Origin of the sequence: Methylomonas sp. DH-1 (assembly GCF_046097555.1) — a bacterium.
GTDB lineage: Bacteria > Pseudomonadota > Gammaproteobacteria > Methylococcales > Methylomonadaceae > Methylomonas > Methylomonas koyamae.
Genome location: NZ_CP143089.1, coordinates 2,651,047 through 2,670,099, shown reverse-complemented (window position 1 = coordinate 2,670,099; position 19,053 = coordinate 2,651,047). Strand labels below are relative to the sequence as shown.

General features: G+C 57.3%; 13 protein-coding genes. 12 read left to right on the top strand and 1 reads right to left on the bottom strand.

Annotated elements, in window-relative coordinates:
- Positions 1-18 precede the first annotated feature (18 nt).
- The 12 genes from VXJ35_RS12210 (at position 19) to VXJ35_RS12155 (ending at position 16,334) form a co-directional block, all read left to right on the top strand.
- Positions 19-555 (top strand): ATP/GTP-binding protein, encoded by a 537-nt coding sequence (locus tag VXJ35_RS12210; RefSeq protein ID WP_054762037.1) that lies wholly within the window; start codon positions 19-21, stop codon positions 553-555.
- Positions 556-559: 4 nt separating this feature from the next.
- Positions 560-1,204 carry a hypothetical protein gene (locus VXJ35_RS12205; protein WP_064021767.1) on the top strand — a complete coding sequence of 215 codons (645 nt, stop codon included), beginning with the start codon at positions 560-562 and terminating at the stop codon, positions 1,202-1,204.
- 46 nt (positions 1,205-1,250) lie between these two features.
- Positions 1,251-1,613: a roadblock/LC7 domain-containing protein gene (locus VXJ35_RS12200; RefSeq protein WP_064021766.1), complete on the top strand. Its 363-nt coding sequence runs from the start codon at positions 1,251-1,253 to the stop codon at positions 1,611-1,613.
- 27 nt (positions 1,614-1,640) lie between these two features.
- Entirely contained in the window at positions 1,641-2,117 is a 477-nt protein-coding gene (locus VXJ35_RS12195) for a PAS domain-containing protein (RefSeq protein ID WP_064021765.1), read from the top strand.
- 11 nt (positions 2,118-2,128) lie between these two features.
- Positions 2,129-2,875, top strand: a complete 747-nt coding sequence (locus VXJ35_RS12190; RefSeq protein ID WP_064021764.1) for a phosphate/phosphite/phosphonate ABC transporter substrate-binding protein — start codon at positions 2,129-2,131, stop codon at positions 2,873-2,875.
- Positions 2,876-2,904: 29 nt separating this feature from the next.
- Entirely contained in the window at positions 2,905-3,504 is a 600-nt protein-coding gene (locus VXJ35_RS12185) for a histidine phosphatase family protein (RefSeq protein WP_064021763.1), read from the top strand.
- Between the two features lie 42 nt (positions 3,505-3,546).
- The gene (locus VXJ35_RS12180; protein ID WP_064021762.1) at positions 3,547-6,345 is read left to right on the top strand and encodes a class I adenylate cyclase; all 2,799 of its coding nucleotides are present in this window, start codon (positions 3,547-3,549) and stop codon (positions 6,343-6,345) included.
- Positions 6,346-6,402: 57 nt separating this feature from the next.
- The gene (locus tag VXJ35_RS12175; protein WP_064021761.1) at positions 6,403-7,491 is read left to right on the top strand and encodes a hypothetical protein; all 1,089 of its coding nucleotides are present in this window, start codon (positions 6,403-6,405) and stop codon (positions 7,489-7,491) included.
- A 280-nt stretch (positions 7,492-7,771) separates the two neighbouring features.
- Positions 7,772-9,757, top strand: coding sequence for a TonB-dependent siderophore receptor (locus VXJ35_RS12170; RefSeq protein WP_064021760.1), 1,986 nt, complete (start codon positions 7,772-7,774; stop codon positions 9,755-9,757).
- 67 nt (positions 9,758-9,824) lie between these two features.
- On the top strand, positions 9,825-10,364 hold the full coding sequence (locus tag VXJ35_RS12165; RefSeq protein WP_064021759.1) for a YfiR family protein: 540 nt from the start codon (positions 9,825-9,827) through the stop codon (positions 10,362-10,364).
- A gap of 13 nt (positions 10,365-10,377) precedes the next feature.
- Positions 10,378-15,471 (top strand): EAL domain-containing protein, encoded by a 5,094-nt coding sequence (locus tag VXJ35_RS12160; RefSeq protein ID WP_064021758.1) that lies wholly within the window; start codon positions 10,378-10,380, stop codon positions 15,469-15,471.
- 2 nt (positions 15,472-15,473) lie between these two features.
- A complete protein-coding gene (locus tag VXJ35_RS12155; RefSeq protein ID WP_064021757.1) occupies positions 15,474-16,334 on the top strand; it encodes an HDOD domain-containing protein in 861 nt (286 codons plus the stop codon).
- 33 nt (positions 16,335-16,367) lie between these two features.
- On the opposite strand, the gene VXJ35_RS12150 is transcribed toward VXJ35_RS12155, so the two are convergent.
- Positions 16,368-17,798, bottom strand: a complete 1,431-nt coding sequence (locus VXJ35_RS12150; protein ID WP_064021756.1) for an alkaline phosphatase — start codon at positions 17,796-17,798, stop codon at positions 16,368-16,370.
- Positions 17,799-19,053 lie beyond the last annotated feature (1,255 nt).

The following is a 19,053-nucleotide window of genomic DNA, read 5'->3' as shown; positions in this document are numbered from 1 at the left end:
CTCTCAGCAGGAATCTCGATGAGCCAATACAAAATCATTTTCACCGGGCCGGTCGGTGCCGGAAAAACCACTGCGATCAATGCCATCAGCGATACGCCGCCGGTAAAAACCGACGCGGCCGCCAGCGATATGACCAAAAACCGCAAAGCCTCGACCACGGTGGCGATGGATTACGGCGTGATGAATCTGGCCGGCGGCGAGAAGATCCATTTATACGGTACGCCGGGGCAGGAACGCTTCGATTTCATGTGGGACATTCTGGTCAACGGCGGCATCGGCTTGATTTTGCTGTTGGATAATACCCGCGCCGATCCGTTTCAGGACATGAAGTTCTTTCTGGAGGCGTTCAGCAAATTCATCAGCGATACCAGCCTGGCCATCGGCGTCACCCAAATGGATTTGAGCAACCGCCCGACCATAGACGATTACCATCTGCGCTTGCAGGAGTTCGGCATCAAACCGCCGGTGTTTGCGGTGGATGCCCGGGAAAAGAACGACGTGTCGTTACTGGTGCAGGCCCTGTTGTACTCGCTGGATCCCGGTTTGGCGGAGTAAGGCCATGCAGAACTTCACACTGGCCGAAGGCCTGTATTTATATCCGACGCCGGCCGGGGCCTATTACGCGGTGGCTTTTCCGGACTCCGACAAACCGCGGCGGTTTTTGCTGCGTTTGTTGCAGCAGGCGCAAACGCCGGCGTTGGCATTGCCGCAGTTGCAAAGCCTGATGGAGATCGAAGACGAACACAAAGCCTTGGAAATGTTGTTGCACTGCCAGAAGCTGGGCTGGGTGCAGGGCGTGGATACGCCGCTGCAAGCTCCCGCCGGCGCGTTGGAAGACGTGTTGCCCGGTCTGCTGGCGGCAATCTCCGAATCGGGTAAGGTGCTGCTGGCCGACGACCAGGGTTTTTATCTGGCCTGCAGCGGCTTTCCGCACGAGGCGGCCGAGGAATTATCGGCGTTGAGCGCCGAATTGGCCACCGTGCACAAACGCCGCTCCGGCCTGTTGAGCAACAACATGGGCATCGCCAGCCATGCCTGGGCGATAGTCGATGCCTTCGGCGCCAGCCAGATCGGTTTTTGGCCGATCTTCGTCGGCGGCCACCGTTTCGTGCTGGCCATCGCCGGTACGCCGCATTTCAACCAGGCCGAATTCGTCAGTCTGGCCTGGATTCTGACGACCCGGTACGTCAAAAAGGGCGATTAGTTTTGCCCGGCTCCCTTGTCAATTTTACTTTTAGGAGATAGCAATTATGAAAGCAGATATGCTGACCTCGGTGTTGACCGAGCTGAATGGCACTTCGGCTGATATTGAAGCATCGGGCGTGATATCCACGGACGGTTTGATGATGGCCTCGGTATTGCCGGCCGGCATGGACGAAGACCGGGTCGGCGCGATGAGTGCGGCGATGCTGTCGCTGGGCGACCGTACCGCACAGGAACTGAGCCGCGGCAATCTGGAGCAGGTGCTGATCAAGGGCGCGCGCGGCTATGTGCTGATGACTTACGCCGGCAACGAAGCCGTATTGACGGTGCTGGCCAAGCCCAACGCCAAGCTGGGCTTGATTTTCCTAGACGTCAAGCGCGCGGCGGAAAGCATTTCCGAAATGCTGTGATCCCGAAACCATGCTACGGAGCCGATCATGATTAGCGATATGAAACCCGAGGATATCGTCGGAGATTACCGGGAAGCCGAGCTGGCGTTCTACGACGGCAGCCGCCGCAAAGTGTTGTACACCGAACTGGAAACGCCGTATCCGGACGGCAAATTGATCGTGTCGACGACCACGCCGGAGGGCGTAATTCGCCAGGTGAACCGGGCCTTCGTCGAGATGTCCGGCTACAGCGAAGCCGAACTGATCGGCGCGCCGCACAATATTCTGCGCCACCCGGACATGCCGGCGGCGGCGTTCAAGGATTTGTGGGAGACAGTGCTGCGCGGCGAGAAATGGCAAGGCTACGTCAAAAATCTGCGCAAGGACGGCGGTTATTATTGGGTCAAGGCCACGGTGATTCCCAACGTGCGCGGCGGCAAGGTGGTGGGTTATACCTCGGTCCGGCGCAAACCGTCGCGGACCAAGGTCGACGAATGCGCCAAACTCTATCCGACTTTACGTTAACGGAGCCTGCCATGACATTCCTGTTTACCGTCAGTCCCGATTTCGCTCCGGACCGCCTGTCAGGTTGGTATATCTTCAACACTTGGTTGCAGAAACAAACCGATAGCGCGATCCATCTGGAAATGTACAACCATTACCAACAACTGCACCAGGCCATCGAGGCCGATAAAATCGACCTGATTTACGCCAATCCTTACGACGCGGCGATGCTGGTCAGAAACAAAGGTTTTTTGCCGTTGGCCAAGGCTCAAGGCCAGGCGGACGAAGCCATCGTCGCCGTCCACGCCGACAGCCCGGTGCAGGACGTGGCCGATTTGCAAGTCAATAGCCGGGTGGCGTTTACCGACGATCCCGACGTGCGCTTGATGGGCATGATCATGCTGGAACCGGCCGACCTGGATGCCGGCAACATCGTCCCGGTTTTGGCCGATAGCCATGTGCTGGTGGCGAAACATTTGCTGAAAGGCGAGGCCGACGCCGGTATCATTCTGGCCGAAGCCTACGACAATTTGTCCGGCGTGATTCGCAAACAATTACGGGTACTGGTGCGCAGCCAGATCAGCGTGATCCACCATTCTTTGATGGTCGGCCCGCGCTTGCAGGCAAGGCGCGGCGAACTGCGCCAGGTATTGCTCAACATGGCGGCGGACGAGAAGGGCAGTGGCGTGTTAGCCGCGTTGGGCTTCAGCGGTTGGCAAGCGATAGACGACGAGGAAATGGAATTCATGATCGATTTGATGGATACGCTGAACACCTAACCCTAACTTCTGAAGCGGAAGCGGCAACGATGGCGATAGTGACGACGGTGGATATTTTGCGGCACGGCGAAGCCCGCGGCGGTTCGCGTTACCGCGGCGTGACCGACGATGCGTTGACCGAACGCGGCTGGCGGCAGATGTACCGGCAATGCGGCGAACTGCATTGGGACGTCGTGGCCAGTTCGCCGCTGCGCCGCTGCCGCTCGTTCGCCGCCGCCTGGTGCGAACAGCAGCAGGCCGAGTTGCGCGTCGATCCGGCTTGGGCCGAATACGATTTCGGCGCCTGGGAGGGTCTGACCGCCGATCGCATCGAAAGCGAGTGGCCCGGCGCGTTGGCGGCGTTCTACCGCGATCCGGAACGCTGCCCGCCGCCCAATGCCGAAAATTTCGGCGGGTTCAACCGCCGCGTGCATGCCGCCTGGGAAAATTTGCTGGCCGATTGCGCCGGCAAAAAGGTGCTGGTAGTCAGCCATGCCGGCGTCGTGCGCAGCTTGTTCGGCCATTGCCTGCAACTGCCGCTGGAGAAGATTTTCCATATCGAGATTCCGCAGGCCGGGCTGACCCGGTTCACCGCGTTCGATAGCGAAGACGGCCGTTATCTACAGTTTAACTTTCACCGGCCGGGTTGATTTCTTTTATACTCAAGTTCCCCCCGATTTTGGCGCGCCGCAGTGACGAACCGATTCCTTCCAATCCGATTGGGCGCTCCCGGCGAAGAGATCAGTAAAAAAGATCTGCATGCGGTGACGCAGCGTTTCAAATATTTCAACCAGCAGCGGCTGCTGCACGTGCAAAGTTTGTTGCAGCCGCGGCAGCAGGATTTTCTGAAATTACTGCCGCTGTTGTTCCACCAAAACCATCCGTTATTGCCCGGCTTCGTCTCGTCGGAGACCCCGGCCGGCATTCCAGACTACGCGCCGAGCAAGCAAACCGTCGACGTCGCCAAACAGTTTTCCAAAGGTTTTGTCTACAAGCGCAAGGCGTTGCGGCAATATCCGATTCACGCGCTGTTTCTGATGGGCAGCGTCGGCAGCATGGCCTTCTCCAAAGAAAGCGACATCGATATCTGGCTATGCCACGCCGCTGGGTTGGCCGCCGACGAGTTGGAGGAATTGCGGCAAAAAGCCCGGGAAGTCGAGAAGTGGGCGGCGTCGCTGAAGATCGAGGTGCATTTTTTTCTGGTCGACGCCGAGCAATTCGTGCGCGGCGAGAATACGCCGATATCCAAGGAAAGCAGCGGCGAAACCCAGCACTATCTGTTGTTGGAGGAGTTTTACCGCACTTCGATTTACGTCGCCGGCCGCACGCCGGTCTGGTGGCTGGTGCCGCCCGACCAGGAGCGCCACTACGGCCAATATGTGCAACATCTGCTGGAGAACCGTTTCGTCGCCGAAGCCGAGGTGTTGGACTTCGGCGACCTGAGCCATATGCCGACGGCGGAATTCGTCAGTGCGACGCTGTGGCACATTTTTAAATCGCTGACTTCGCCGCATAAGTCGCTGCTCAAGCTGCTATTGATGGAAAGCTACGCCAGCGAGTTTCCGCATCCGCAATGGCTGTGCCAGGCGCTGAAGCAAGCCGTTTACCGCGGCGACTTCAGCGTGGAAAGCCTGGATCCGTATTTGCTGATGTACAGCAAGGTCGACGCCTACCTGCAGCAGGGCGGTTCCAAACAGCGGCTCGACCTGATCCGCGAGTGTTTTTACATGAAGATCATGGCCGGTTCCGGACCGATTCTGGAAAACCGGGTACGGCAATTGCGCGAAAATTTTATGCAACAAGTCGCCGGACAATGGCACTGGCCGGACGATTTACTGGACAGTCTAGCCAGCCAGCGTTATTGGGATATAAAACGCGCCAACAGCGAACATGCCGTGATTCGCGACCAGTTGCAACAGTGCTTGCGCATGATCATCAAGTTCACCGGACTGCCGGTCGACCAGGCCCAACGCGAAAACCGGGATTTACGCTTGATCGGCCGCAAGCTGCGTGCCGCGCTGGACCAGCGCCCCGGCAAAATCGAAATTCTGACGACGCGCACCGCGGTGCATACCACGCCCGATTTGCTGGTGGCCAAGGAAACCGTTGTCGAAAATGCCCCAGCGGTTTGGCGTTTGTACAGCGACAGAAACGCTGCCCAACAAGGAGCCGAGCACAGCGCCATCAAACAGGGCGACAGTTTGTTGGAAATACTGAGTTGGGCGGTGCTGAACGGATTGTATAAAAAAACCTTGAACTTACAGGTCGCTGCGGTAAACCTGAAACTGGCCGGCAACGATTTGTACCTGTTGTTCAACGAGTTGCACGCTTTTTTCCAGTCCCGCTTGCCGGGCGGCGGCGACGGTTTGGACGCCTTCGCCGCGCCGAACCGGTTATCGGCGTCGCTGTTGCTGGTCAACCTCGGCGAAAGTTTGGCCATGGACGCCAACAGCCAGCAATTGGTCATGAGCGAACGTTCCGACCCGCTGAGTTACGGCGAAACCCGCCAATGCTTCGTGCAATCGGTGCATAAACTGTCGGTGTCGAGCTGGGGCGAGGTGACCTTGCAGCACTATGCCGGATTGGAGGGCCTGCTCAACTGCCTGCTCGACATCGTCCACAACAGTGGAGCGCAAATCGCGGCCGACGCGTTACGGGTATTGTGTTACACGCCGGTGCGCGGCCGCAGCATCGTGTTGCGCACCGAGGCCTTGTTCAACAACCTGGTAAAGTGCTTCGTCGCGGCCGGCGCCGGAGCCCAGCGTTACATTATTCCGGCCGAGACCGGTTACAGCCTGTTTCGATTCAATAACGGCCGCTTGGGTTATTTCCGCTTGGATAACGCCAACCAACTGATTCAGGAGCTTTCCAAGCCGCAGCCGGAGTTCTCGGCGGTGCTGTTCGATGCTTACGTGTTGGAACAGACCTATATACCGGTGTTGTACCGGCACAATCTGGCCGACATCGTGCAGGTGTTTTACCACGCCACCAGCAAGCACGTCGCCGTTTACGTGCTGGACGAAAAAGGCTCGCTATTCGTTCGCCAGCATGCCAATGCCAATCCGGAACATGTGCTGAACCACTATTCGGTGTTCCTCGGCACCTTGCTGGCACAAGCGCAGTTGCCGGAAGGAATTGGCGTGCGCTTTTACGAGATTCAAAAAAACTCGGCCGGAGTCGTCTCCTGCCAAGCCGTGCAGGTCAAGGTTGGCGCCAGCGTGTTCGATTTGCGGGTCAGGATCGTCGGCGAGGCCGGCGGCGGCGTCGCGGTCTATTGCAACGAGCGCCGCTTCGCAATAGATGGCCTCGACAGTTTTAAGGCGGTGCGCAGCAATATCCTCGGTTACCGCAACAGCCATGACGATTATCCGTTTCACATCACCGAAATAGACGCGCCTTACCGAGTTTTGGGGGCCGAACATAGCGAGGATCTGCAAACCCTGCATTTCCTGAACTACAAGCAAAAAATGGAGGATAAATTAAACATTTAAGTTCGAGCGGATGCGGCCGATAACCGTGCGGTAACCATCCGGGCGGAGGCGTTCGCCATGATCATCGATAAATCCGCAATCCGTTTCAGCAGCCAGCACCAGCTTCAGCAAAGCGTTCGCAACCAAACCTCGTTACAGGCGTGGTCCGGCCCGGCGCCGCAGCTTGACAGCGCCGGCCGTAACAATTCGGCGGCGCCTGTCGCTAACGAGCCGACGGCACGGCAAGCGCTCGGCGACACGTTGCAACTCAGCAGCTCAGCGCGGTCGGCCGCCTCCCGCAATCGGCCGATCGATCCGGAAAACCGGCTGGATTCTCAGCACAGTCTGACGCTGCAAATCATCAAACGCATATTCAAGGAAATCACCGGCCGCGATTTCGTCTTGTTTGCGCCGGAGCAACCGGCGACCGACGCCGGAGCCGCCGGTATAACGCCGCCGCAGCAGCCTCCCGCCGGCGGCGACGCGCCGGCAGCCGGCGAGGGCGGCTTGATTTACCGGCAATCCGTTGCCTATGCCGAGAGCGAGACCTTAGATTTCGCGGCGGAAGGGACGATCAAAACCAAAGACGGCCAGAGCTTGAGTTTTAGCGTTTCGCTGTCGATGAGCCGCAGTTTTTATCTGGAATCGAATCTGGAAATCCGCGCCGGCGACGCTGTCAAAACCGATCCTTTGGTGATCAATTTCGACGGCAATGCCGCCGAGTTGAGCAATACCCGGTTTGCGTTCGATATCGATGCCGACGGCCGCTTGGAGCAAATTGCCGGCCTGAAATCCGGAAGCGGCATGTTGGCGCTGGACAAAAACGGCGACGGCCTAGTCAACGACGGTTCCGAACTGTTCGGGCCGGCCAGCGGTAACGGTTTTGCCGATCTGGCGGCTTACGACGAGGACGGCAACCAATTTATCGATGCCGGCGACGCCATTTACCAACGCTTGCGTATCTGGCAACGCCACGACGACGGCAGCCAGCAATTGCTGGCTTTGGGCGACAAAAACATCGGCGCAATTTACCTCGGCCATCTCGCCACGCCGTTTCAATACAAAGACGGCGATAACCGTTCCGTGGCGGAAGTAGCCGCCAGCGGCCTTTACCTGACCGAGCAAGGCCGCGCCGGTAGCGTACAGCAACTCAATTTCGTGGTCTGAAGCGGTCGTTTCGATCGCGCTACCCAGCAAACGCTATCCACGCCGCCGGTTGCCGTTGCCAAATCGGAAATTGGACTAAACTTGGCGTGTGAGGAAATTTCGACAAATCGAATTCGGTTTTCTCGTCTGACGAGGAGCCGCATTTTGCCGGTGCTTAGTTCGCCGTTATCGAGAGCGGCGCTGCGCGGCGGAATTGCCCCGATTCTATCGTTGCCACCCAGACTGAGCAGATTTCGGCCGGCGCGGGCAATGGAACGCCAAACCAATAGCCAGTTACACTATGAAACAGCCAATAGCCGGATTGCTGCTCGTTGCGGTGAGCCAAGCGGGTTTAGCTGCGCCGGATACGAAGGATGCGCTCGACTTGAATGTCGAGGATTTGCTCAGCGTCGAAGTGACGTCGGTGTCCAAGAAAGCGCAAGCCTTGAACGACTCGGCGGCTGCGGTATTCGTCATCACCCATGACGACATCAAACGCAGCGGCGTAACCAGTATTCCCGAAGCGCTGCGCATGGCGCCGGGGATGGACGTTTCCAGAATCGATTCCAACAAATGGGCCGTCAGCGCCCGCGGTTTCAACGGCCGCTTCGCCAATAAATTGTTAGTGTTGATCGACGGCCGCAACACCTACACCCGTTCGTTTTCCGGCGTCTACTGGGAAAACCAGGACGTGATGCTGGAAGACGTCGAACGCATCGAAGTGATACGCGGTCCGGGTGCGACGCTGTGGGGCGCCAATGCGGTGAACGGCGTTATCAACATCATCACCAAACATTCGGCCAAGACGCAGGGCGGCTTGGCGGTGGCGGGCGGCGGCACCGAGGAACGCGGCTTCGGCGGCTTTCGTTACGGCGGGCGGCTCGGCGAAGACACTACCGGCCGGGTTTACGTCAAAGGCTTCAACCGCGACGCCAACAGCCGCGCCAACGCCGAGCCGGCCGGCGACTCTTGGGATAAGGCTCAGGGCGGTTTCAGGCTGGATTCGCGCTTGTCGCTGCAAGACGAATTGACCGTGCAGGGCGATTTGTACCACAGCACCATCAACCAAACCCTGGCGATTCCGCAAATCGCCGCGCCTTACCAAAGCCAGTTCGGCGAGAGGGTCGACGCTTACGGCGGCAACCTTTTGAGCCGTTGGCAGCATACCGTTTCCACCCGTTCGGATTATTCGCTACAACTCTATTACGACTACTACCGGCGCAATGAAGCCTGGTTCAGCGAGGGGCGCGATACGCTGGATTTGGATTTCCAGCACCGCTTCGGCTTGTTCGACAACCACGAGGTGATCTGGGGCTTCGGCTACCAGTACACCCACGACCTCACCGAGGCCGGGCGCTTGCTGCGACTGAGCCCGGCCAGCCGTAACGACCAACTGTTCAGCAGCTTTATCCAGGACGAAATCGAATTGGTCGATCATACTTTGTGGCTGACCTTGGGTTCCAAATTCGAACACAACGACTACAGCGGCTTCGAAGGCCAGCCCACTGCGCGGCTGATGTGGGCACCGCACTCGCAGCACCGGTTTTGGGCGGCAGTGTCGCGTGCGGTCAGAACGCCGTCGCGCGCCGAACAAAACATGTCGATCTTGCAAACCGTGCAGCCGCCGCAAGGTTTTTTTCCGGCGGTCGCCGTGTATTTGAACGGAGACCGCAACTATCGGGCCGAGGATGTCATCGCCTATGAAATAGGTTACCGGACCACTTTCGTCAAAGCGTTATCGCTCGATGTCACCGCGTTTTATAACGATTACGACAACCTGCGCAACGTCTCGCAAGGCGGCGGAACGTTCGATCCGGTGAGCGGCGTGGTGGTGGTACCGTTGACGCTGAATAACAATTATCAAGCCAAAACCTACGGCTACGAAGTCGCCGCCGTCTGGCAAATGCTGGATTGGTGGCGTTGGGACGCCAATTACAGCCTGCTAAAATCGGATTTTGCCGCCACAACCAACTTTATCGCGGCGGCCGGCCCGCAACAACGCGTCAGCCTGCGTAGCGCATTGAGCTTGCGCAAAGATTTGGATTTCGACCTGTGGTTGCGCTATGTCGATAGCAACGCCTCCGTCGGCGTGTTCGGCCTGCAGCATATCGACGATTACGTGACGATGGATGTGCGCTTGGCGTGGCGGCCGGCGCAGAATTTGGAATTGTCGCTGGTCGGGCAAAATCTGCTCAGCGACAGCCGTTTGGAGTTTAGGCAGGAGAACCAAACCTTACCCACGTTTATCGACCGCGGCATGTACGGCAAACTGGCCTGGAGCTTTTGAACCGTTATTATTACCAATCCTCGACTAACTTTTGCAAACGGTTATTGACTTGTTATCGCGGCGAAATGTGGTAAACGCTATCGGAGCCTGTGCGCTGGCGCTATTCGCGTCGGCCGCAAGCGTCTGTGCGGCGGCGCCGGCGGCGTTCGAACAATACTCGGTGCTGGCGGCGCTGACGTTAAACTTCGCCCGTTTTACCCAATGGCCGGACAGCGCCTTCGCCGATGCGGGTAACACGCTGAACGTTTGCCTGGTGGGGGACAACGTGTTGCTGCAGTCGTTCGAATCGATAGACGGCAAGAACGTCGGCAACCGCTCGATTAAAATCGTCAACTCGGAGAGATTGCGTAATTTGAACCAGTGTCAGATTTTGTTCATCAGCGAATTGCCGAATAACGTGCTGTTGCAGGTATTCCTGGATACCAAGACGTTGCCGGTGTTGACGATGGGGGAGGATGCCGATTTCGCCGCTAACGGCGGCATGGTGGCCATGGTCAATGTCGACGGCAAAATCCAGTTGCATATCAACCTGGCCGCCGTCAAAGCCTCGGGTTTAACCATCAGTTCCAACCTGCTGCGGTTGGCGAAAATCGTCGGAGACCGTTAGGAGAGCTTAACGCATGGTGAAATGGTTCAATAACGCGCCGATCAAAATCAAATTGGTGTCGATCATGACGCTGATTGCAATGCTGACGCTGTGTCTGGCTACCACGGCGATCATCATCAACGAATACTTTGCCAAGAAGAAGGAAACCGAGCAGCAATTGGTGTTGGTGGCCAATATCATCGCCTCGAATATTTCCGCCGCACTGGTATTCGGCGACGCGGTTGCGGCCAACACCATGCTGGAGAGCATGCGGACCCGGGAAAGCATCCTCAACGCCGAGTTGTACAACAAACAGGGCGAGTTGTTTGCCGACTACCATTCCGGCAAACCCGGTATCAGCCATTGGGATGCGGAGCAAGCCATGGCTTTATTACAACAGGCGGCAAATCCCGACGCCGGCGGCAGTCTGTTCGATACCTTGGGCGACGCCGTGGCGCATTGGTACGACAGGCTGTTTCCCTACAACCGCGATACCGGCGGCGCCGGCTCGGAGCGGGACGTGTTCCAATACGACGGCGATAACAATCTGCATTTCGTGCGGCGGATCGAACTGGACCGGGAAACGGTCGGTATCCTGCATTTGGTCGACGACCAGAGCGGCTTTTACGCGATCCTGAAAACTTTTTATTTAATCATCGGCTTCATCGTGCTGTTCACGATGTTGTGTATCAGTGCGTTGACCTCCAAGATGCAGCATATCTTTCTGGCGCCGTTACTGAAATTGATGGAAGCCATGCAGTCGGTCGGCCACGAAAAAAGTTTTTCCCACCGCATCAATAAGACCAGTTCCGACGAGTTCGGCGACTTAGCCGATGTCTACAACACCATGCTCGCCGAAATCCAGTTCCGCGACGACCAATTGGCGATGCACCGCGATTCGCTGGAGCAACAGGTATTGGAGCGCACCCGGCAGTTGGCCGAGAAGAACCGGGAGTTGAACAGCAGCATTGCCGAAGCGCTGGCCGCCAAGGAGCAGGCCGAACAGGCCAGCAAGGCCAAATCGCAGTTTCTGGCGACGATGAGCCACGAGATCAGGACGCCGATGAACGGTGTGTTGGGCATGACCGAGTTGTTGATGGCCTCCGGTTTGAACGAGCGCCAAAAACGCTTCGCCGAAACCGCTTACCGTTCCGCCAATTCTCTGCTCAGCATCATCAACAACATTCTGGATTTTTCCAAAATCGAAGCCGGCAAGCTGCAATTGATTCTGCAGGAGTTCGACTTGCGGCCGATGTTGGAGGAAACCGTCGAGTTGCTAGCCGACCAGGCCCACCGCAAGGGCGTCGAATTGATTTTGAACATGCCCCACGATCTGAATTACATCGTGCAGGGCGATGCCGAGCGGTTGCGCCAGGTATTGGTCAATCTGCTCAGCAATGCGATCAAGTTTACCGAGCGCGGCGATGTCCAGCTCAAGGTGGCTCCAATCGCCGACGGCGTTGCCGCGGATAAAGTCCGGCTATTGTTCGAAGTGGTCGATACCGGCATCGGCGTGCCGGACGAACGCCAAGACGAGATCTTCGACAGCTTCACCCAATCGGACGGCAGCATTACCCGCCGTTACGGCGGTACCGGCTTGGGCCTGACCATCTCCAAGCAACTGGTGGAACTGATGGCCGGCGAACTGCGCCTGGAAAGCAAAGTCGACGCCGGCTCGCGGTTTTACTTCAGCCTGGAATTCGGCCTGGGAATACAAGCCGCCATCGAGCGGGCAGACACCGCGGATTTGCACGGCGTCAATATTCTGGTGGTGGATGATAATGCCACCAACCGCGATATTCTGACCTCGCAGCTAGCGTTATGGGGCGCCAACGCCACCAGCGTCGATAGTGGGCCGCGCGCGTTGAAAATGCTGTTGGAGGCCGCCGCGGTGCAGCAACCGTTCCAGTTGGCGCTGCTGGACTGGCATTTGCCGATCATGGACGGTTTGTCGTTGGCCAAGGCGATCCAAAGCGACCGGCGGATTCCCAAGCCGGCCATCATCATGCTCAGTTCGGAAAACGTCAGTTTCCAACCCGAACGCAGCCACGAATACGGCATCAGTTTTTTCCTGAACAAACCGGTATTCCAGCAACGGCTGTTGAACTGCTTGCGCGAGACGTTGGCGCAGGACAAGGTAGCCGAGCCGGAGTTGTCGCAAACCGGCAAACCGACTTCCGCCGCTCGCTTGCGCGGGCGGATACTGGTCGCCGAAGACAATCTGGTGAACCAGGAAGTGGTGAAAAGCTTCCTGGAAAACATGGGGTGCAGCGCCGACGTGGTCAACGACGGCGAAGCCGCGGTACTCGCCGCCGGCCGCCGCGATTACGACTTGATCCTGATGGATTGCCACATGCCGGTCATGGACGGTTTCAGCGCCACGCTGAAGCTGCGCGAACAGGAAGCCGCCGCCGGCAAGCGCCGGGTCCCGGTCATCGCATTGACCGCCGACGTGCAAAAAGGCATCCAGGACCAATGCCAGGCGGCGGAGATGGACGGCTATCTGAGCAAGCCTTTCAGCAAGGACCAATTGCGTACCTTGTTGTTGGCTTGGTTGCCGGCCGGTGGGGCATCGCGAACCGATAGCCCGGCCGCTGCGGCGGCACTGCCGGCACCGGCCGGGCTGAGCCCGATTTGCCACGCCGATATTGCCGAGTTGCGCGAAATCGTCGATGCCCAAGGCGCCAGTTTGTTCGATAAAGCGGTGGCCTTGTATCTGCAAACCGCCGCGGAACAGGTGGAGAAACTGCGCCACGCCGTAGCGGCGACCGACCTGCCGACCGTTGCCAATACCGCGCACGCGTTGAAATCGGCCAGCGCCAATTTGGGCGCGCGCGAGTTTGCCAAGACCTGTCTGGCCTTGGAGACCGCCGGCCGCCAGGGCGCAACCGAAGAAGTCGAGGTTTTGTTCGCCGCCTTCGAACGGCAATTGCCGGAGGTCGTGACCGAATTGAGCCATTTGGCCGCAGCCGGTCCGGCGGAATCGAGGGCTGCCGATGTCGATAAGGTTGCTGCGGCCCCGGCCGGCGCCGCGGTACGCTTGTTGCTGGTCGACGACGATCCGAACTTTCGGCTGATTACCGGCGAACAACTGAAATCGGCCGGTTTCCGGGTCGAGGAAGCCTGCAGCGGCGAGCATGCTCTGGAGATGTTGCAACGCGAGATTCCGGATCTGGTCATACTCGACGCGATCATGGGCGGCATAGACGGTTTCGAAACCTGCGCCCGGATGTCGGCCTTGCCGGAGATGACCGACGTGCCGATCATCATGTCCACCGGTCTGGACGATATCGAGTCGATCAACCGCGCCTTCAAAGCCGGCGCCGCCGATTTCATCATTAAACCGTTGAACCACGTGGTGCTGATTCACCACATCAAGTTTCTGCTGCGTTCCTACCGGGATACCGCCGAATTGCGTAACAGCAAGCAGCAACTGTCCGCTGCCCAACGCATAGCCGGCCTGGGCTACTGGACTTGGGACGCCAAGCAGGACAAGTTCGAGATTTCGCCTTATCTGGCCGAATTGTGCCGGACCAGCCCGGACTATTTTCAAGGCCAATTGGGCAAGTATTTGAATTTGATCGATGTTGCCGACCGCAAGCAAGTGGAAGATGTGGTCAACGCCGCCGTCGAAGGCAAGGAGGCTTGTGTCGAATACCGGTTGCTGAGCGAAAGCGACGAGCCGATCACGGTGCGCCAGGATACGGCCTTGATTAATAGCGGTGCGCAGAGCTACGTCACCGGTACGGTTCAGGATATTTCCAAACAAAAGGAATCGGAAAAAATCATCCACCGGTTGGCCTATTTCGACGAGTTGACCGGTTTGGCCAGCCGGGTGCATTACCACTCGCGGATGCAGCAAACCATTAAAGCCGCGGCGCGGGCGCAGCAAGAGTTCGCCTTCCTGTTTTTGGATTTGGACGAATTCAAGTACGTCAACGATAGCTTCGGCCACAATGTCGGCGACCAGTTTTTGAAAGCCATCGCCCAGCGGATCCAGAGCGTGGTGCGCGAGGAAGACTTTGCCGCGCGGCTGGGCGGCGACGAATTCTGCATCATCGTCAACACTATTACCGACGAATTCCAGGCCATGGATATCGCCGAACGCTGCCTGCAGGAAATTAACCGGCCGTTGATTTTGAGCGGCCACCACTTAAAGCCGCGGGTCAGTATCGGCATCGCCATTTATCCGAAAGACGGCGACAACGAACACGATTTGATGAAGGCGGCCGATACCGCGATGTACTCGGCCAAAACCGCCGGCAAACAGCGTTACGCCTATTACCGGCCGGAAATGACCGGCTTGGCGATCAAGCGCCTGCAAGACGAACAAATGTTGCGCGATGCGTTGGAGCAAGGCCAGTTCGAATTGCATTACCAGCCCCAGGTCGGCATGCGCGACGGCCGCATGGTCGGTATCGAAGCCCTGGCCCGTTGGCGCCACCCGCAGCGCGGCATTATCGGCCCCGGCGAATTCATCCCGCTGGCCGAGACCTTGGGTTTGATCGGCAAGATCGATCAATGGGCGATCCGCAGCGCCTGTTTGCAGTTGCTGAGTTGGCACAGCCAGGGCTTGCCGTTGCTGACCATGGCGGTCAACGTCGCCGCCAGCCATTTTCGCGATCCGCAATTCGTGGTTTCTCTGCGCGATATTTTGCAACAGACCGGCATGCCGGCCGAGTATCTGCAACTGGAAGTCACCGAAAGCGCGATGCAGAACCCGGCCGATATGGAGGTATTCCGTAGGGTCAAGGACGTCGGCGTCAAAATTGCCATTGACGATTTCGGCACCGGTTACTCGTCGCTGGTGGCGTTAAAGCACATGCCGGTGGATTGCTTGAAAATCGACCGCATTTTCGTCCAGGACGTATTGATCAATCCGCAAACCCCGATCTTGCTCGGAACCATCATCGGCATGGCGCATGCGATGCAGTTTTGCCTGGTGGCCGAAGGCGTGGAAACCATAGACCAAGCTATGGTGATGAGCGGTTTGGGCTGCCAGGTGGTACAAGGTTTTCTGTTCAGCGCGCCGCAGCCGGCCGCCGCATTGCCGGCCTTGTTTCGCAAGGACTTTCGTTTGGAATTCGTCGACGCCAAATCCGGCCCGTTTACTGCCCCCGACAACTGACTATGCCCCGAATCGAATTGCCGGCTTGTTTTGCCGACGTAAAACAATTGCCGGCTTTGCCGCACGACGTGCACCATTTGATCAAAGCCCTGGCCGACGACGGCCTGGATTATGCCGGCCTGGCGCGAGTGCTGGAGACGCATCCCACCATCTGCTCGCGCCTGATCGCACTGGCCAATTCGGCTTGGATCAACAACAACGGCGAGCCGGTGACGTCGATCGAACGCACCTGCTTCAAATTGGGCTTGAACATCGTCCGCGGCGTCAGCATCGGTTTGGCGGTGATGAAGCCGTTCAACGTCTACCAATGCCGCAGCTTCGACATCCGCCGATATTGGGCCAGCAGCATGTTGGCGGCGCAAGCGGCCACAGAACTGGCGCGGGCACTGCCGGATGCCGAAGTCGACGAGGCCTTCGTCCAAACCGTGCATACCGCCGGGATTTTGCATAACTTGGGGCTGTTGTGCCTGGCCGATACGATGGCGGCGCAGACCCAGGAAGCGTTGCAACTGAAACAGGCCAACCCACAGTGGCACTTGAACCAGGCCTTACGCAAAACCGCCGCCACCGACTATTGCGAGATCGGCGCCTACCTGGCCCAGTATTGGGGCATCCCGGACGCTTTGGTCACCAGCATCGAACACCACCGCCACAGCGGTTACCGCGGCGACTATTGGCGGCAGGCCCTGATTGTCGGCGCCGCCACGCGGATGGTCGGTGCGTTATTCAAGGACGGGGAAATGCCGGCTTTGGAGCTGCTGGCGGTCTTGGCTATCTCGGAAAACGCCGAACAGCGCTGCTTCGCCCACTTGCAAGCCGAGTTTGCCAAAACCCAGGAACTGGCCAAGGTTTTGTTCGGTTAAGGGCTGCGCGGTTTTGTCCAAGCCTAGCCGGGTTCAAAAGAAAAACGGCCCTGCATAAGCCGGAAACGGTTGGCCCTTACGGTCGAAAATTTCCGCGCTGCACCACGGTTTGCCTTTGCCGATATCCACCGACACCGCCATAAAAGCCTCGTCGCCGATAAAGCCTTCGCCATCGTAACGGTATTCGACACGGTCGCGACTGCGGCGGCTGCCGTCGGTCCATTGCATGAACTCCAACGTGCGGCCGCCGTAAAAATCGCTGGGGCTTTCGTGCGGATAGGGCCAGTAAAACGGCGACGACACCAGCGACGTCAGTAAAAACTGCTGGTCTTGATAACAGCGCATCCGGGCAAAGCTGGAGTTATGCACGTCGCCGGACAGGAATACCACGTCGTTGATGCCTTCGACGCGGATGAATTCCAGAATCATGCTGCGCTCGTCGTTAAAACCGGCCCATTTGTCGTCGCCGCCTTTATTGGGCTTCGGATCCGGAAAAAACGGCACGCTGGAAACGACGAATTTGACCGGGGCGGCCCGGTTTTGGTGCAGCCAGTCGAAAAATGCGTTCAGTTGTTCCCGGCCGAGCAGGGTTTTGCCGCCCACCGCATTGGCGTCGTTGATCCGTAGCGTGCGGGTATCCATCACGAAGAATGCAAACGGCCCTTTAGCGAAGCTGTACCAGAACTGGCCGTTCGGCGTGTTGGGATTATGCAGGTGCTGGTAGGAGGCATAAGCGCGCATCCGCATCGCGTAAAAGCCGCTGTCGGCTTCGCTGCGCATCTGGTCTTTGGACCAGTCGTTGCGAATTTCGTGGTCGTCCAGAATCATGTAGGTCGGTACCGTGCGCATCAGCTCGGCAATATTCGGCAACTGGAACGACTTGCGGTAAATCTCGCATAAGGCGTCGAAGTTTTTGTACTCGTATAGCTTGTTCAACGGATCGGCGTAGACCTGGTCGCCCACCGCCAGAAACAAATCCAACGGCCGCTGCCGATGCAAATTGACGATGGAACGAAAGGTCTTGTCGCCTTTCTCGGCATCGTTTTGAAACAGATTGTCCCAATACAAATAGCGGCAGGAGCCGAACACGAAATCCAGCCGGGTATCATCGCTGCCGCGGTCGGTCTTGAACGTCGCCACCGCCTTTTTGGGGCCGGTGACGATGGGGCCCGCGACCGGCACCCCGGTCTGCGGGGCGTCGGCGTCGCGCTTGTAATCCACGCCGCATTCCACTCGATATGCCGTGTTGGCCTTGAGCTGGTCGAATAATGCGACGCCGGTGAAGTCGTAGTAATCCTTCAAAAAGCAATACTGCGACGCCACCAGCTTTGCGCCGTCGTACAAATCGAACGCGCCGTAACAAAACTCCCGGCTGTTATGATTGGGTCCCTTCGCGCCGCGAATCCAGATTTTGGCGGAGGTGTCGGTGGTGTGGCCGATGATGGGGCCTAAGGTGATGGGCATGATTGGCTCCCGTTGAGTTTGCCGGTGTATCTCATTCCCACGTGTCAGCGTGGGAATGAATACGGCCTATTTTCGTCACATTTGAATGGAGTAATTACCTCGGAGGACCTTGGGAAACTGATTCTGGCTAGGCCCCGGAGGCCAGATTACTATTTTGTTTCCAGGGTTTCCAACTTGATTTTCGGATTTGGCCCTTTCAGCAATCTCTTAAACTCGAGTGTCTCGAAAATCGACTCGTTCAGAATAGGCATACTTTCGCGGGCACTTACGATAGTCCCGTCCGGTAGCGTAAATTGGCTCTTGATGTTCAAGTTGACAAGTTCTTTCATGAGTCTGCCTTCATCCGGTTTTACTGAGTAAGTAACACCTTCGCTTGATTGATTGCCAGAATTGCTAATACCTAAATTTGAGAATAGCATCCTGTGGATACAGTGTTATGTAGACTACCAACGGCACTCAAAATCAGCGGAAATTGATAATAGATTTTCGGCAGTCGTGACCCCTTTCTGCATCGCACAAGCTAAAAATGTAGCTTTAAACGCTGGCCATGCTGATGCAGGACTCGCGTAAACAGCCGCGCCGCCGCCCACACCAGCCGAAATCAATGCGCATTCCTTAACTTTCGCTTCGATATCTCCCCAAGTGGGAGCATCTAAAAAAATGCGCGTGTGATGTTCTTGAGGGGCTGTGCGAAGTGAAGTCCAGGTGAGACCAAAATCGTCCTTATAGGTGAACGGCTTGGTGCAAGGAGCTGGCACTGCAGCTCATCCGTGCCAGATTTCCTTCTTTTCGGCGAACACATTTGATGCAAAGAGGAACACAGTCGTAACAATCGCAGCTTTTAGGTTTTGCATAGATTTATCTCCAAGTTTGTGGGACTCGTAAATTACGGTGGCGCAAGTCTTCAGTCCCGTTAAGAATGACGCCAAACAACTGATAGTCGACCAATGTGGCTCAGAGCCGTTGACATGGTCAGTTCCGACAGTTTGTACAGGGCAACTTTTATCTGGTTTTCAAGCTTTCTTGGTTCTCGCGGTTGTTATAAATATCTTTATTTAATAACCGTCATTCCGGCAGGGATTGTCGGGATCCAAGCTGCAAAGATTGCTTGAAGCTACCGTCCCTGGCGTTGGATTTCCCGTCCTGCTGGCATGACGGCACTTGTATATATGAGCAGTCCTCCGTGGGAACTTGTCCAAACTTCTCGTTGAATAAGTCTGCTCTGGTACTTTGTTGATAGCCAGATGTTTTCCGT